A 15,611-nucleotide genomic window follows, 5' to 3' on the forward strand; every position below is an offset into this window, starting at 1 on the left:
GGTTCGATTTCGGCACTGCGAAGGAGGTTAATAAAAATATAAATTTGTAAATTAGGTTTGTGAGTTTCAAATTGGCACTGATGAGTCCGCTATTGCTGCTATTTATTAGGTAAAGTAAGTAATATTGTAGTTAATCTTATGTATTTATTTAGTTTTTAATGTTGGCACGTGTTTCGCTATACCTTAAACATACAAAGTATTAAGCAGTGAAATATGGATATAGCAAAAACGACAAACACAAAAGCGTTAGCTGTTTGGCAAAAATTAATTTTAGCCTCTGCTGTTATTGTGATAATTGGGGTTATTTATCAACAAAGTAACGAATCTGGAGTATCAGTTTCGCGTAGTAATATTATTGTTGAAACGGTAAAACAAAGTGCACTAGACATTACAGTGACCGGTTATGGAGAATTAAAATCGGCACAGCAACAGTTGCTTACAGCTAAATCAGCCGCCACAGTTAAAGCTATTTTATTAAAGCCTGGCGCTATTGTAAGTAGTGACTCCGTGATAGTGCAACTTGCAAACCCAGAGCTCGATCAACAGTTACAAAGTGCTGAGCAAGAGCTTAATAAATTGAATGCGAACTTGCGCCAAATAAAGCTTAATAATACGCGGGAGCTGTTAAATGAGCGCTCCCATGTGGCACAAAGTTATGCAGCGTATGAAAATGCCAAATTAAAATTAAAGGCAGAAAAAGCCCTTGTTGAGCAAGGGATTGTATCAACCTTAAATTACCAGCGTAGTGTGCTTGACGAGCAGCAACTTAGCCAGCAATTGGCAATTGCTAAGCAGCGTGCAGAACAGTTAAAAGAAGTGCATAAAGAGGCGCAAAGTATTCAGTTGGAGCAAATAAAACAGCAGCAAGGTATTGTTGTTATGTCACAAACAAAGCTTACTAATTTATCGATAAAAGCAGGAATAAATGGTGTGTTACAGCGCTTACCTGTAGAACTTGGACAAAGCGTGAACGCAGGGCAAGAAATTGCATTAATTGGCTCTGTTGATGGCTTAATTGCTTTGATTCAAGTTCCACAAAATCAGGTTGATGATATTAGCTTAGGCCAAGTCGCACAAGTAGATACACGCCGAGGTATAGTTGATGCGCGCGTTACGCGTATAAGCCCTGTAGTGGTAAATAATACGGTAGAAGTAGAGCTTGCTTTGCCTAAAATATTACCCGAAAACGTGAGACCGCAACTAAGTGTTGATGCAAATATTATTGTTGCAAAGCTCGCTAATGTTACCTTCATAGAGCGCCCGGCAAACGTTAAACCATATACCGAAGTTGCGCTATATCAGCTTAATCCAATATCAGGTGATGCAAGTTTAGTTAAAGTGAAATTTGGTCGTTTAGCTGGACGTTATATTGAAGTATTAAGTGGTGTAGCTGCTGACAAGCAGTTGGTCATTTCAGATTTAGCCAACCTTACTCAAACTAACCAAACAATTCACATAAATTAAGGATGAACACAATGGCAGAGCAAATAAATAAAGCCCTTAAAAGTGCCGTGCTAGAAATGAAGGGACTTAGTAAAGTATTTGAAACTGATGAGCTGCAAACTTATGCGCTGCGCAGCATTGAATTGAAAGTTTACAGCGGTGAATATTTGTCTATATCTGGGCCATCTGGGTGCGGAAAGTCAACATTATTATCAATCCTAGGTTTACTTGATATGCCAACGAGTGGTGAATATTTTATTGATGGTGTGAATGTTTCTAAGCTTACATTGAATCAAGCTGCTGAAATTAGAAACGCTAAAATAGGGTTTATTTTTCAGTCATTTAACCTGATTGATGAACTAAGTGTATTTGATAATGTGGCATTGCCACTTCGCTACCATCACTCTAAACCAAGCAAGCATGAGATTGCTGAAAAAGTAAAAGCGTGTCTTGAAAAGGTAGGGCTTGGACATCGAATGAGCCATAAACCAAGCCAGCTTTCAGGTGGTCAGCAGCAACGTGTTGCCATAGCGCGTGCCTTGGTGGCGGAGCCCACAATTTTGCTGGTGGATGAGCCAACAGGTAATCTTGACTCAAAATCGGGCGACCAAGTAATGCAAATATTGACTGACTTAAATAATGGTGGAACAACTATTTGCATGGTAACTCATGATCCTCGCTATGCCGATATGGCAAGTCGTCAGTTAAAGCTTCTTGATGGTGAATTACTCGGTGAAATAGCGGTAAAAGAACCACTAAACGCTTAGATAGCTCTTTACCAGCGAGAATAAGATGAAAATATTTAAACCAAAAACCGCGATTAATCAATTACTCAAAGGAGTGGGGTAATGACTTACAATTTTAAAAATGCATGGCTTAATATCACACAGCATAAAATTTATAGCGTAAGTGTTGTCGCAACCTTGAGCATTGTTTTGGCGGCGTTAATTACAGTACTGACGCTTGCGTATATTATGCTGATAAAGCCACTCCCTTATCCTGATCAAACGCGATTAGTTAAAGCAGAGTACGCTCAAATAGACTCAACAGGGACGCTTAATACGCGTGCATTTAATTACCCTGCGCTAATTGATTTATATAAAAATCATAACGTATTTGAACAAGTCGCTTTGGTGTATTACGCACAACAACGCCTTGATGATGTAGCTGGCTTACCCATCGTAAATACGTCATTTGTAACACCGCAGTGGTTTGATTTATTTGCTATTAAGTTGCATTTAGGTCGAGGCTTTAGTGAAACAGAGAAATTAGACAGCTTTAACCCTGTGGCAGTGATCAGCTATCAAACATGGATAAATGACTTTGCTGGTAAAGAAGATATTATTGGGCAAAGGCTGAGCGTAGGAGGCCAACAATTTAAAATTATTGGTGTAGCTGCTGCCAATTTTAAAGCTCCAGCGCTTATTAAAACTGGTCAAGAAACGGCTATATGGCTGCCTTGGGATTACAATTTAACATCTGAAGAAGCCAAACCTTTTTGGTGGAATCGTTATTCAGACAGTCATTTTGTTGCTAAATTACCAAGTAATATAAGCCTTGAGCAAGCAAGTAAAACGTTATCGCAGTATGTGGATAATGTATGGCAACAACATATTACAACAGAGGCATTTTTTTCCGGTTGGCATATTCAGCTTGAGCTTAACTCCTTGCAAAATGTAATATTAAAAGAAACGCCGAAAAATATTTATTGGCTTATTTTAGCTGTGCTAGGTTTGGTTATTATTGCGTGTGTAAACATTAGCAATGTGTTTATAGTACGAACCGCAGCGCGTAAGCATACCTTAGCACTAAGTGCTGCTGTAGGCGCAACACGGTTTATTTTGTTTAAACTATTTTGGCTTGAAATTGTATTATTAATAGGAAGTGCAAGCTTTATAGGCCTTACTTTATCCGCTGTTATTTTGGCTGAATTGAGTCATTTAGCTCAGGCTATATTACCTCGAGCAAGTGAGTTGTCGGTTAATATGGCCTCAGTACTTATTGCGGTACTGAGCTGTTTAATACTGAGCACTCTATTTGCCTATTTGTGTACGCGTATTATTAATTATCGTGAACTAATCGGTGGCTTAAAGTCAGCGGGAAAAGGTAAAACTGTACAGGTAAGTAAGCGTATTTGGCAAAGTTTGGTGGCATTTCAGGTCGCCATCACATGTACCTTATTATTTATTAATCTTTTAATCTTCAACGTTAATAACGCCAATATAAAAGAAGCTTTCACACTGCCTATTAAGCAACTCACGAGTGTTGAAATTAATTTAGCTAATTATTTATCAGCAGACAGAGAAAAGGCAAACCAAGTACTAAATCAAGCAGCTAATGAAATAGCTTTATTGCCAGAAGTAGCTCAAATTAGCCGCTCATCTTCACCTATCAATGATAATTTAATTACCTGGTCACTCATTGAAGTCGCGAACAATAAACTGGTGCTCCCGTTTGGCAAAGCCGTTGACGAGCATTATTTTTCAGTGCTTAAACAACCCATACTACAAGGGCGTAGTTTTTCAACTGAAGATGTGAAAAGTGACGCTAATGTAATAGTTATCAATGATGTACTTGCTAAGCAGCTATCAAGTGATGGTAATGCGTTAGGAATGCGCTTAAGTTTTGATATTACATCTGGTCGTGAAAACGATTTAACAATTATAGGTATTGTTAAGGCGATGCCAATTCCAGGAAAAGCACTAAAAGAGCCAAAGGCCTTTTTGACTCGCCAAGGGTATCGTTCATTTATTGTAGAGCTCAAAAATAATCAACAATTAAAAAAGCAAACGCTCAATACATTATTGCAAAAAATAGATACAGGTATTTCGGTGCATAAACTTGAGTCGCTAAATTCTCAGCGTGATACTGCATTATTTCGACAGTACGTTGTATCAGCTACAACGATAATGCTAATTGTTGCGACAATAGTATTAACCAGCATTGGCTTGGTGAGTATTATGCGTTACTCAGTGCAGTTACGACGCGCTGAAATTGGTATTCGTTTGTGTATAGGTGCTAAACCGCTAGATTTATTTTTATTAGTATTTAAGCAAAGTGGTGCTGCTATTTTAATAGGGTTTTTATTAAGTGATGGCATTTTATTTTTACTGCAACAGCAATTACAAAATATAGCTAATACAGTACCTACGTTAACTCAGCTAGTATTATTCCTTACTACCCTAATATTTGTAGTAACTCTTGGTGCAATAGCATGTTACTTACCTCTAAATGCACAATTAAAGCGCCCAGCAATTTCAGGTATACAAAGCGAAAGCTAGAGCTTTTGCACAGCATGGCTTTTAATTGGCAGCAGGCCCTAGCACTTACAAATTAAAAACCAACGAACTGGGATGCTAATAAATAATTTTATTCCCGCTTTATTCCGATGTTGCGCTTAATTCAGGTATTATTTGCGCAACAAGGTTTTTAAGACATTATATATGACCCAATTAACTGCCAAACAGAACATTCAAGCGATTGTAAAAGCTATCAAGGTAGAAGAAGCATCACTTCGTCAAAGGCATCCATTACTTGCCCATCAAAATACCTTAGGGTTGAGCATTTTATTGCTGTCGCTGTTCGTACTTATTGGCGTTGGGGTTTTATATTATTTAGCCATAATACCTGCTTGGTTGTGTATAGTGCTTGCGGCTATTGCCGCATCTATTTCCCATGAGTTAGAACACGACCTTATACATAAACAATACTTTAGTAACCAGCCGTTTATGCATAATCTTATGATGCTAACAGTATGGTTAATGCGGCCAAATACTATTAGCCCATGGTATCGCCGCAAGATGCATTTACACCATCATAAAACCTCGGGCACTGAACAAGATCTTGAAGAGCGTTTAGTCGGCAACGGTATTAAAAATTCTTTTTTACGTGCATTAGTAATTGTTGATGGCTTGCTTGGTTTACTCATTAACACAAAGCGTTTTAGTAAAGAAATTAAAGGTTTTAGCTTTTTTAAAGTATTTAATGCCGGGTTCCCAGTAACTACTGCATATTTTGCAGTTTTATACTCCGTTATTATTTTTCACTTAGTTAATCTATTTGTACCACTTGAAGCAAACTCACCGGTTTTACTGTTAGATGTGATGGCGGTGTTTGAGTTTTTAATGGTGGTGCTGATTGTGCCTAACATTGTCCGTTCGAGCTCACTTAATTTTGTTACTTCAAGTATGCATTACTATGGCGGCGTTAATAATATGCTAGAGCAAACTCATGTACTAACAAGCAGTTTGTTTATGCCGTTTCACTTGTTTTGTTTTAACTTTGGTAAAACGCATACCATCCATCACTTTGTACCAAATCAGCCATTTTATTTACGCCAAATGCTAAGTGAAAAAATACTTAAAGTAATGGCGCAACACAACGTGCGCTTTAATGATTTTGACAGCATTAAAAATGCAAACGCTTATAAAGGCTAGATAAAGCTAAGTGTAATTAATGCAGTTAAAACAGATAAACATTATTACATGAGTGGTTTAATTACTAATGCTATAAAACGCTTGCTGCTAAAACTATTGTTTGTATAAATTTTTTTGTATAGGGACAAAGGCATATAAATAATCCTTAGCTATAAAGTAGTTTTTATTTATCTTCTAGTGTTTAGAAGATTAAAAAAATGATGAAATTGGTAGGCATAGGAGATTCAAAATCCCCTTTCGAAACGAAGTTTCGCAGTTACTCAAAGTGAGTTCATGAATGAACGATGGATACTGCTTCAGGGATGAATTAATTACTCTAATTACATTTGAATAAGTTTACACGAGTGCTTAATTAGCGCTTTTCAAGCTTACTTACCCTCTAAAAAAGCGATGAACTCTCCAGCCGATACATACCAAATATCATCTTTATATGAGAGTGTTTGAATGAGCTTTTCGGCGTAATCCCAGTTGTTATTTTCTGCGTTTTTATCAAACTCCCACGAATGGCCCCAAATCATCATTACGCTGAGTTCATTACTGTTTAGCGCTAAGTATTGCTCGATTAATGGCATTGCGTTTGAGTGGTGAACGGTTGGATTCCACGCCATATAGTTGGTAGGGAGTTTAAAATTAAGAGTGTCGTTTACTGTTCGGGCGTTAGTAAAACCAGCTTGCTTTACTAGTGTCATCGCAGCTTTATCGTATGAGCCTAAAGGGTATGCAAATGAGTTTAGAGGGCTGCCTTTAATTGGCGATAAAATTTGCTTATCACGGGCTAGTTGTAATTTTAGCTCTGCAGTATCTAAGCCCGCAAAGCCTGGGTGTGAGTAACTATGGCTTGCTATTTCATGGCCTATATAAAGCGCTTTTACTTCACTTTGTTTAATATATTCGCCTGCTTTACCGGTAAAGGCTTTCATCCACGGTAGCTTTTTAGCAAATAACCCTGAGTTTAAATTAAATGTGCCAACAACCTGGTACTTATTAAATAGTTCCACGAGTTTTCTGTCTTGTGTAACGCCATCGTCGTAACTAAAAATAACGGCTTTAGTCGCGCCGTTAGGGTAGCTTTTTAAAGGCGCCTTATTGGCTGCACACGTAAAGCTTGCCGCCATTAATATAGTAATTAATAAATTCTTCATTTTAAGGTTTTCATTATTGGTGTAAGTTGCTTAGCCCAAAGGTCATAGCCTGCCTTGTTTAAATGGGTGCCATCGGTAGTTAGCGTTTCACTAAGTGTGCCTTGAGGGCTTAAAAATGCGGGGTGTAAGTCTATATAGGTAAATTTTGCGTGCTTAATTGTTTTAATTTGCTGGTTAACGGTTTGCGCCATTTGCGTTATAAAATCGCGATGATCGGGCAAAATACTTTGTACATAAATTTGTGTATTAGGAAGCGAGTTATTGAGCTGAGTCACTATTTTTTCTATATTTTCACTTACCGACGATAGGTTTTTAACTTGCTTTATATAATGAAAATTAAAAATATCGTTAACGCCAATTTTTAAAAATATAGCTTTAGGTGGGGCTGCTTTTAATTCGTTTAAACGCGCTAAAACACCGTAGGTCATATCGCCACTAATACCGCGGTTTCTCACGCGCAGGTCGTTAAACCTAATGGCCCAATTTAATCCCTGCTCAGTAATGCTATCACCAATAAAAACAATATCGCCTTTGCGCAAAGGTTGCAGCTTAAAGTGCGCTATGCGCTCACTATAGTGGTTTTTTAACCATTGGGACTGAAAAGGAATTAGCGTTTCAGCATTGGCTTTAAAGCTTATTAAAGTAGCCCATATAATGAATGTGCTTAATATAAAAATGCTGTATTGGTGTGTGGTACTACTTGGTTTATGACTCATAAAAAGCTGCGCTTATAGACATACTAACTTAGCAATGTATCTATAAACGCCAGATTTTGATACGTGTTGCATTCGTATTCAGGCTTTGTTTTTAAACATTCCTTTTATTAAGCCTATTAATTTGGCTATCCCTAAAGTAAGTAACATAGGTACGCCTATTAAAATAAGCTCTTTTACAAAGGGTAAAATGTACATTAGTACGGGGGCTATATTTGGTTTTTCACCATCGGGTGCACCATGGGTGTAGCCTTGCTGATTTATTTGTGCCGCCCAGTCGGTGAGCTCTAAACTAACCAGTAGCAAGCTCACTAAAAGCGATACAATTAACACTATGCTGGTGCGGCTTTGCCACTGTTGTTTTAGGTGCTTCATTATTTCGCCTCCATGGCAAACATACGTTTAGTAAGTTTTACTATCCAAGAAAAGTTAAGCGCTAAATGCACACCTAGCATAGGCATAATAAAGGTGGCGGAATCGTGATGTATTTTCGACCAAAAATCTTGAATGTTTAAACTGATATTAAGTGCCGGTAGTAAAGCAACCGACACTAAAAAGCCGCTCACAAATACTAATAACATCATTATATAAAGTAGGTAATCCCACACTATATTAAAGCGCTCGCGTGCTGTTATGTTTGCAAATAAACGGCTAAAGCTGCGTTTTATCCAATCCCAGTGCAGTAGTAAGTGAATAACAAAAGGAATAATAAAAACTAGGCTAAACCATTCATGCAAAGGCACGCCCGTGGCCTGTGGTGCACTTACTAGCATAAAGCTAATAAGCAGTAAGGTGTCCATTACATAACGGAACTTTTGTAAGTTTTGTTTCCAATCAGACATTATTAACCCTGAAAAAGTTTATTTACTATTTATGATTGCCGCTATTTAAGGTACGCCCCCCTTAAACAACAAAAGGCTCAATAAAATATTGAGCCTTTATCTATTACTAATTTAAATTAAAAAACGTAAGAGGCGCTTAATTTAACATTACGGCCTGCTTCGTAATCTTGCACTGTATCGCTTGAGTAAGAAGCATGCGAGTAATAGGTTTTATCAAAAATGTTTTCAACACCTAAGGTCATGCTTAGTGCTTCAAGCTGACTTGGTAGCCACTGCATACTGACGTTATGAACCTGATAACCTACTTTATGAATATCAGCACCGCTTGATACCGAGTCATCAGTTCTGTTAACTAGGCTGGTCCAATTAAATTTTAAGTCGTACTGTGGTACTGCGTAGCCTAAATTTAAGGAAATACTATCGCCTACTTCATAACGAAGTTGCTCGCCTGTTTCTAGCTGTTCAGAGTCAGATTTAGAGTAACTTAAGCGCGCACTAAATAGCGCTTTACGCAGTGAAAGCGTTGATTCAAAACCATCAATATCGTAATCGCCCGAGTTTTCATAGGTACCAATAGGGCGACCTTTACCAATAGCCCAGTTGTCTATGTAATCTTCAATACGGGTTTTAAATAGGTTTAATGAAAAACCAAATGAGTCTAAGCCCATAATATTTTGGTCTTTAAAGGCAAAACCTATGGCGTTATTTACACCGGTTTCTGCTTTTAGGTCTTTATCAAAGTTAGTGCTGTAATCAACGTAGCTTTCACGCAGGCCAGGGCCCTGAAATAGCTCGGTAGAGCTTGCGTTAACACTCCAGTTATCGTTAATTAGGTATTTAGCCGCTAGGCCAAATGTTAGCTCGTTCCACGATTTATCTAACGAATCGTTAGTACCGGCAGAGTACATATCAACTTTAAAGTAGTTGTAACGCACGCCTGGCGTAACAAATAGCTGATCTGTTAACGCTACTTCATCTTCAATGTATACAGCATGAGAGTCGGCAGTGTCTTTATTGGTTTGTACGTGGTTTGCAATACGTTTTGATACTTGCTCATACCCTTCAGCGCCGTAGCGTAATGTATGGTTAAAACCAGCCAGTGCTAATTTTGATGTAGCAAGGGCTGTGTAGCCGGTATGCTCTGAGTTACCTTCTGTACCCAATGCAATATAGCTTAGCTCGTTACGGTAAACGCTTGCACGTAGGGTGATTGCATCGCCTTTATCTAGTTCATAAGCAAGTGAAGTGCTGGTACGTGTGTAGTCAATATCTTCTGTTTGCGCGTCTGAGTCTTCAGCAAAGCCTGCACCAAAGTTGGTTTTTACGTAGTAGTCGCCTTCATCGTTGTATCTATCGTATGAAAATACTAAACGGTTACTCTCGTTTACATCCCAACCTAGCTTAAATATGCCATCTACCGTACGACCTTCGTTACCGGTGACTTCTTTACCGTTACCGTTTTCAAAGTTGTTTCTGTCGGTGTAGGTGTAGTAGGCAAGGGCGTCTATGTTATCGGTTAGTTGGCCATATAGCGCAGCAGAGCCACCAGCGTAATCATTAGTGCCTAAGTTTGTGTATAAACGTGCGCCAAAGTCTTGGCCTGGCTCTAGCAAATCTTTTGCATCTTTGGTTTCAAAAGCAACACCGCCTGAAAGGCCGCCGGTAAGCACTGAGTTAGTACCTACTTTAATATCTACCGCTTTTAAAATATCTGCGTTAATTAATAAGTTACCCGAGTGATGAAACATGTTGTTGTTTTGGCTAATACCATCAACAGTAATATTTAAATCTAAGTCATCAACACCACGAATATTAATGCCTTGTACAATTGAGTGCGAGCCACCTACATCAATACCCGCTTGGTCGCGTAATAAATCACTTAAATGGTTAGCTTGCTTTCTTTCTATGTCGTCTTGTAATAGCGAGTCGTTAGTAATAGTTGTGCCCCATACTTCAATTGTTTCTGATGTATCGGGAGCTTGTTCCGCTAAGCTTGCAAATGACATGCTAGTACACAAAGTACCAACAACAATAGTAAGTGAGTTCTTATTAAATGGGAGCATGTTTTTCATCGTGAGTATTATTATCTAACTTTAATATGATTAAGAATGATTCGTATTAGATAGATCGGCGGCACGAATGGCAATTTAAAATACATGCTCTAAATGAATAGCAATTATCTACGTTTTAAATACTTTGTTTTTTACAAGCTCCCTAAACCACTGGCATACAGGGTCGTTGTGATGACGTTGATGCCAATATAACGATACCTCAGCGTAACCTAAACCAAGCTCTTTTGGCGGTGTTTTCGCTACTACGTCGTGCTGCTGGCACACATCGGCGGCAAAGTGGTTGGGAACATAAAATATTAAGTCAGTATTTTCGGCAATGGTGCCAATACTATAAAAGTTTTTTAACCGTACAGGGGTCGCAATATTATCAATACCCAGTGCGGCAAAATTTTGTGCAATGGTTAAATCTTTTTCTCCCTGAATAGATATTTGCCCAAAGTTACAATCGCGCAATAGCTCAACACTTAGCTCACGATTGGCCAGTTTATGATTGCGTGCCATAACAAGTTTAAACTCTCGCTCAAACAATGGCTGGCAATAGAGTTTACCTTCTGAGTTAGCTGGTTTATGGCCTGTTATTACAAAATGGGCTTCGCCTTTTAGTAAATCAGAAAACTGTGGTTTAGGTAGGGTATCTATTTCAAGCGTTATATTAGGTGCTTGCTCGCGTACTTCTTTAATTATTGTTTTTATAAACAAATGCATTTGCGGCGGCAAACCAAATAGCTTTATGGTGGCTTCGCTGGTTTTAGGATCAAAGGTTTGCTTATTAACCAGCGTTTCTACCATGTTTAAAATAGAATTTAAGTCTTGCTGAATCGACTGCGCTTTCGGTGTTAACTCGTAACCACCTGCCATTCTTATTAATAACTGATCGTCAAACAGGGTGCGTAACTTACTCAAAGAACGGCTAATAGAAGGTTGACTCAAACCTAAAGTTAGTGCGGTATTACTAATATGTTTTTCGTTTAATAGCTGTTTTAAAATAATAAGCAGGTTTAGGTCAAGCTGGTTTAAATTCATAGTAGGGTTTACAAGTTGGCAGTATTTTAGGCCTTTATCCTAGCACTTAATGAGTTAGGCAGGTAAGGCTGTTTATTTTATGGGAGTTAAAATAGGCTTAATTGTTTTAAAATATCCTTTATTATATACAAAAACTATAAAGTGATTTGCTCGATTGGATAATTATCAAGCTTTAAATTTAAAATATACTGGCTGTATTAAATAAAACATACCAAGGATACAGCACATGAAATCACTTTATTTAGCAGCCGCTTTATTAGCTACAGGGTTAAGCAGCCCAGTGTCGGCCGATTTATTGACCCCACAGCTTTTAGTCGATTTACCCAATACATTTAATTCGCCAGCCAGTAGCGACATAGACAGCCAAGGCAATGTATTTATAACTTCGCCCAATTTTCATAACGATACCCTAATTAAAGCAGGCGAAATGCAAACACCCGCAGTGCCGCGTATTGGCATGCTTGATAAAAACAATAACTTCACCAATTGGTACACTTTTAAACCTGAAGATATGGCACCTACCACAGGAAAAATTGCGCCTATGGGAATCGCATTTGGACCCGATGGCAATGCCTACGTAGCCGACATGCAAATGTGGTTTGATGGCAGTTATAAGTCGCGTATCTTGCGCATAAATGTAGTTAACGGAAAAGCCATCAGCGTGGATGAAGTAGCCACAGGGCTTTTATTTCCAAATGCGGTGGTATTTAAAGGCGACGACTTATTTATTTCAGAAACCGTACTTAAGCTTAAAAATAATAAGCAATTAAGTGGCGTATATAAAATTAATATAAACGAGCTTAATGCTAAACAGCCTGCGCAGTTTAAACCTTATTTAAGCGAGAGCGATCACGACCCTCGTTTATTTGATGTTTTTACCTCAAACGCCAGCTTAAAGTTTGGTGCTAACGGCCTAACCTTTGATGGCGAAGGTAATTTATATACCAGCATTATGGAAGATGGCAGCGTAATTAAAACCACCATGAATGCACAAAACGAAAAAATAAGCTCTGCGGTATTTGCAACAGGTTTAGTGGCAACAGATGGCTTAAAATGGGATAAGCGCACTAACAAAATTTATATAACAGACCTATTTGCTAATGCTATTTACAGCATTGATATGCAAGGTAAATTAGCGTTACTGGCACAAAATGGCAATACCACAGGGTTACATGGAGAGCTTGATGCACCGTCAGAGCTAATAGTGCGCGGTAAAGATATTATTATCATGAATTTTGACGCGGTATTCGACAGCCCTAAAATGGTGAATAAGCAAGCCGACAACCCGCATACGCTATCAGTTATTAAGTTAAAATAACTAAACTTAAAAACCCCAATTACATGCGTAATTGGGGTTTTATATTGTACGGTTTTAAATGTGATCTAAGGCATCAATGGCTTGGCCTGTTTCGCTGCTTTCAATCGCGTAACGAAACGCTTTAGCAGTATCGGCAGCAGTAACACCTGTGCTGCTATCCATACCCATAAGCTCCATCGTTTCTTTTACAAAGCGCGGGCTTACCGTATTTACACGTAAGGTGCCTTCAAGCTCTTGAGCAGCGGCTTTAGCAAACGAATCAAGTGCAGCATTTACCATGCTTACAGCTGCCGAACCTGGTGCAGGGTTTTGCGCTAAAAAGCCCGAGGTAAATGTAAAGCTACCGCCTTTATTAATATGCTTTGCAGCAACATGAAACAGCGCAATGTTACCCATAAGTTTATTACCTACGGTTGTGTTGTAGTCTTGCTCTGATAGCTCATTTACAGGTGCAAAGGCAATTAAGCCCGCTGTAGATATAACCGCATCTACGTTGCCTACTTGTTCAAACACCGCTTCAATAGATGCTTTGTTTTCAATATCTAGTGTGTAATCACCACTTTTAAAATTTGCTGTAATTACTTGATGATCGTGAAGCTCTTTTGCTATTGCAGAGCCAACCATACCTGATGCGCCTACTAATAATATTTTCATTTTATTACCTTTTAACACTGTGATTTGTGAATGTAGGGCTAGTGTATTCTCGTCAGTTAAAATGAAAAATAACAAAAAAATAATATTATTTGTGATATTTTTAGAATAATCACCAAGGTGTTTTAGCGAGTAACTTATGGATTTATTAAAATCGATTCAGGTGTTTGAGCAAGTAGCAAAGCAACAAAGCTTTAGCCGCGCAGCAGAGGCGCTTAATTTGGTGCCCTCGGCTGTGAGCCGGCAAATTAATGAGCTTGAAAAGTGGCTCGATGTAAGGTTAATAAACCGCACTACACGTTCGCTTAGCTTAACCGAAGACGGCAAAACGTATTTATTAAAGCTCAGTGATATTCGCGAGCAAGTTACTCAGCTTAGGCACCCTAAAAATTACCAGCACGAAATTAAAGGCCTAATTAAACTTACCGCGCCAATTATGATTGGCCAATACATGCTACCCAGTGCGTTAGCTGAATTTAAGAGCTTACACCCTGATGTAGACCTTTCTATTGCATTAATGAACCGAAAAATAGAGCTGGTAGAAGAAGGAATTGACTTAGCAATACGCGTAGGGCACTTGAGTGACTCCACCATGGTGGCGCGTAATATGGGTAAAATGGAATTTAAAACCGTAGCAAGCCCAGCTTATTTAGCAAAACACGGCACGCCAAACACACTAAAAGATCTTAAAAATTTTAATTGCCTCATAAACACGGTCGTTGCTAACGCAAAGCGTTGGAGTTATACGCTTGATGGTAAAAATACCATTGTAAAAGTCTCTGGCAGTTTGGAGGTTAACGACTCACAAAGTTTAAAAGCGTTTGCTTTAGCAAGCCAAGGTATTGCGCAACTCCCCAATTTTTACGTTAACCAAGCGCTTGAAAGTGGTGAGCTAGTAGAGGTGCTAAGTGAATATGCGCCAAGCCCACTACCTATTAATTTACTTTATCCGTCTCAACGTTTGTTAAGCCCAACAGTTAAAGCTTTAGTCGATTATTTAGTAAACCACTTATCTCAATATAAAAGTAATTGGTAAGCTAGTTTTTAAACCAGTTGGTGGTAAATTTAATAAAATGGCTAATACGTGCTGATTCGTTAATTAGCTGTGGGTGAATTAAATACACATCAGATTGCGGATACTGTAACTGCGTTAATACCGGCTTTAAAGTGTGAGCGTTAATTTCTAAATCTACTAAATACTCGGGGGTATATATAATTCCCTGACCTTGCAGTGCAAGGTTTTTAAGCATGTGGTTATCGTTAATGCTTAGTTTTCCTTCAAGCTCAATGGCCCTATCTGAAAAGTGCCACAGGCTAAATTGCGTGCTGGTTAAACAGCTATGCTTTAATAAATCTTCCACGTCGCTTGGCTCACCACTTTTAGCAATATAACTTGGGGCTGCGCAGCACACCTGTTTATAACTAAATAGCTTTTTGGCAATCATATTTTGGGGCGGATTAAGGGTTGATCTAAATGCAATATCGTAATTGCTTTGAATCAAATCGTGAGGGGTGTAGCTGCAGTCTATATTAAATTTAACATCAGGGTACTTTTGGTTAAATTGCTCGCAAATAGTTAGCAGGTATCTATTGGTAAATTGGCTCGGCGCGGTAATTCTAATGTTGCCGGCAATCGCCTCGTGTTCATGGGCTAAGGTGCGTTCAAGCTCTAATAATGTGCTTTTAATATTTCCCATACAACTAAGCACGTGCTCTCCTTGTGGGGTGAGCTTTACACTGCGGGTCGTGCGAATAAGTAGGGCTCTTTGGTATTCTTTTTCGAGCGCTTTTATTTGCTCAGACAAATACCCTCGGGAGATCCCAAGCGCTAAAGCAGCCTTAGAAAAGCTTAAGTGTTTGGCTACTTCGTTAAACAAAAATAACCGTTCAAATTTTTTATGTTCTCTAAGCATTTAAATGAGCACTGTGTTTTTATTGTTTGTTATAGCAAATAATGAGTTTTATTTTTAG

Annotated in this window: 14 protein-coding genes; 6 read left to right on the forward strand and 8 right to left on the reverse strand. The window is 38.5% G+C overall.

Translation table 11 applies throughout. The features are described 5' to 3' along the window. Positions 1-213 precede the first annotated feature (213 nt). From PESP_RS03590 to PESP_RS03605, 4 genes are all read left to right on the forward strand, one after another. Positions 214-1,464 carry an efflux RND transporter periplasmic adaptor subunit gene (locus PESP_RS03590; protein ID WP_089346799.1) on the forward strand — a complete coding sequence of 417 codons (1,251 nt, stop codon included), beginning with the start codon at positions 214-216 and terminating at the stop codon, positions 1,462-1,464. 11 nt (positions 1,465-1,475) lie between these two features. Continuing rightward, positions 1,476-2,210: an ABC transporter ATP-binding protein gene (locus tag PESP_RS03595; RefSeq protein ID WP_089346800.1), complete on the forward strand. Its 735-nt coding sequence runs from the start codon at positions 1,476-1,478 to the stop codon at positions 2,208-2,210. 81 nt (positions 2,211-2,291) lie between these two features. After that, entirely contained in the window at positions 2,292-4,724 is a 2,433-nt protein-coding gene (locus PESP_RS03600) for an ABC transporter permease (protein ID WP_089346801.1), read from the forward strand. A 162-nt stretch (positions 4,725-4,886) separates the two neighbouring features. Continuing rightward, positions 4,887-5,879, forward strand: a complete 993-nt coding sequence (locus tag PESP_RS03605; RefSeq protein ID WP_089346802.1) for a fatty acid desaturase — start codon at positions 4,887-4,889, stop codon at positions 5,877-5,879. Between the two features lie 368 nt (positions 5,880-6,247). On the opposite strand, the gene PESP_RS03610 is transcribed toward PESP_RS03605, so the two are convergent. The 6 genes from PESP_RS03610 to PESP_RS03635 all read right to left on the reverse strand — a co-directional run bounded on the left by PESP_RS03610 (position 6,248) and on the right by PESP_RS03635 (position 11,671). Then, positions 6,248-7,021 (reverse strand): polysaccharide deacetylase family protein, encoded by a 774-nt coding sequence (locus PESP_RS03610; protein WP_089346803.1) that lies wholly within the window; start codon positions 7,019-7,021, stop codon positions 6,248-6,250. Beyond that, complete coding sequence (locus tag PESP_RS03615) at positions 7,018-7,737, reverse strand: GDSL-type esterase/lipase family protein (RefSeq protein WP_089346804.1); 720 nt, start codon at positions 7,735-7,737, stop codon at positions 7,018-7,020. Before PESP_RS03615 ends, PESP_RS03610 begins: the two co-directional genes overlap by 4 nt. A 78-nt stretch (positions 7,738-7,815) precedes the next feature. After that, positions 7,816-8,109: a hypothetical protein gene (locus PESP_RS03620; RefSeq protein WP_089346805.1), complete on the reverse strand. Its 294-nt coding sequence runs from the start codon at positions 8,107-8,109 to the stop codon at positions 7,816-7,818. Further along, positions 8,109-8,576: a DUF4405 domain-containing protein gene (locus PESP_RS03625; RefSeq protein WP_089346806.1), complete on the reverse strand. Its 468-nt coding sequence runs from the start codon at positions 8,574-8,576 to the stop codon at positions 8,109-8,111. Before PESP_RS03625 ends, PESP_RS03620 begins: the two co-directional genes overlap by 1 nt. 116 nt (positions 8,577-8,692) lie before the next feature. Next, complete coding sequence (locus PESP_RS03630) at positions 8,693-10,639, reverse strand: TonB-dependent receptor domain-containing protein (protein ID WP_164504405.1); 1,947 nt, start codon at positions 10,637-10,639, stop codon at positions 8,693-8,695. A 117-nt stretch (positions 10,640-10,756) separates the two neighbouring features. Continuing rightward, entirely contained in the window at positions 10,757-11,671 is a 915-nt protein-coding gene (locus PESP_RS03635) for a LysR family transcriptional regulator (RefSeq protein ID WP_089346808.1), read from the reverse strand. 226 nt (positions 11,672-11,897) lie between these two features. On the opposite strand from PESP_RS03635, the gene PESP_RS03640 reads away from it, so the two are divergent. Next, positions 11,898-12,989 (forward strand): NHL repeat-containing protein, encoded by a 1,092-nt coding sequence (locus PESP_RS03640; protein WP_089346809.1) that lies wholly within the window; start codon positions 11,898-11,900, stop codon positions 12,987-12,989. A gap of 54 nt (positions 12,990-13,043) precedes the next feature. On the opposite strand, the gene PESP_RS03645 is transcribed toward PESP_RS03640, so the two are convergent. Then, positions 13,044-13,643, reverse strand: a complete 600-nt coding sequence (locus PESP_RS03645; RefSeq protein WP_089346810.1) for a short chain dehydrogenase — start codon at positions 13,641-13,643, stop codon at positions 13,044-13,046. A 136-nt stretch (positions 13,644-13,779) separates the two neighbouring features. On the opposite strand from PESP_RS03645, the gene PESP_RS03650 reads away from it, so the two are divergent. After that, positions 13,780-14,676 (forward strand): LysR family transcriptional regulator, encoded by an 897-nt coding sequence (locus tag PESP_RS03650; RefSeq protein ID WP_089346811.1) that lies wholly within the window; start codon positions 13,780-13,782, stop codon positions 14,674-14,676. Position 14,677: 1 nt separating this feature from the next. Here PESP_RS03650 and PESP_RS03655 read toward each other — a convergent pair whose 3' ends face one another. Continuing rightward, positions 14,678-15,553, reverse strand: a complete 876-nt coding sequence (locus tag PESP_RS03655) for a LysR family transcriptional regulator (protein ID WP_089346812.1) — start codon at positions 15,551-15,553, stop codon at positions 14,678-14,680. Positions 15,554-15,611: the final 58 nt, after the last annotated feature.

It is taken from the genome of Pseudoalteromonas espejiana DSM 9414 (assembly GCF_002221525.1).
Classification (GTDB): Bacteria; Pseudomonadota; Gammaproteobacteria; order Enterobacterales; family Alteromonadaceae; genus Pseudoalteromonas; species Pseudoalteromonas espejiana.

Coding starts and splice junctions, on each gene's coding strand:
- PESP_RS03630 (WP_164504405.1), bottom strand. CDS start 10,639: ATGCTCCCATTTAATAAGAACTCACTTACTATTGTTGTTGGTACTTTG.
- PESP_RS03590 (WP_089346799.1), top strand. CDS start 214: ATGGATATAGCAAAAACGACAAACACAAAAGCGTTAGCTGTTTGGCAA.
- PESP_RS03625 (WP_089346806.1), bottom strand. CDS start 8,576: ATGTCTGATTGGAAACAAAACTTACAAAAGTTCCGTTATGTAATGGAC.
- PESP_RS03620 (WP_089346805.1), bottom strand. CDS start 8,109: ATGAAGCACCTAAAACAACAGTGGCAAAGCCGCACCAGCATAGTGTTA.
- PESP_RS03615 (WP_089346804.1), bottom strand. CDS start 7,737: ATGAGTCATAAACCAAGTAGTACCACACACCAATACAGCATTTTTATA.
- PESP_RS03655 (WP_089346812.1), bottom strand. CDS start 15,553: ATGCTTAGAGAACATAAAAAATTTGAACGGTTATTTTTGTTTAACGAA.
- PESP_RS03640 (WP_089346809.1), top strand. CDS start 11,898: ATGAAATCACTTTATTTAGCAGCCGCTTTATTAGCTACAGGGTTAAGC.
- PESP_RS03645 (WP_089346810.1), bottom strand. CDS start 13,643: ATGAAAATATTATTAGTAGGCGCATCAGGTATGGTTGGCTCTGCAATA.
- PESP_RS03600 (WP_089346801.1), top strand. CDS start 2,292: ATGACTTACAATTTTAAAAATGCATGGCTTAATATCACACAGCATAAA.
- PESP_RS03610 (WP_089346803.1), bottom strand. CDS start 7,021: ATGAAGAATTTATTAATTACTATATTAATGGCGGCAAGCTTTACGTGT.
- PESP_RS03595 (WP_089346800.1), top strand. CDS start 1,476: ATGGCAGAGCAAATAAATAAAGCCCTTAAAAGTGCCGTGCTAGAAATG.
- PESP_RS03605 (WP_089346802.1), top strand. CDS start 4,887: ATGACCCAATTAACTGCCAAACAGAACATTCAAGCGATTGTAAAAGCT.
- PESP_RS03650 (WP_089346811.1), top strand. CDS start 13,780: ATGGATTTATTAAAATCGATTCAGGTGTTTGAGCAAGTAGCAAAGCAA.
- PESP_RS03635 (WP_089346808.1), bottom strand. CDS start 11,671: ATGAATTTAAACCAGCTTGACCTAAACCTGCTTATTATTTTAAAACAG.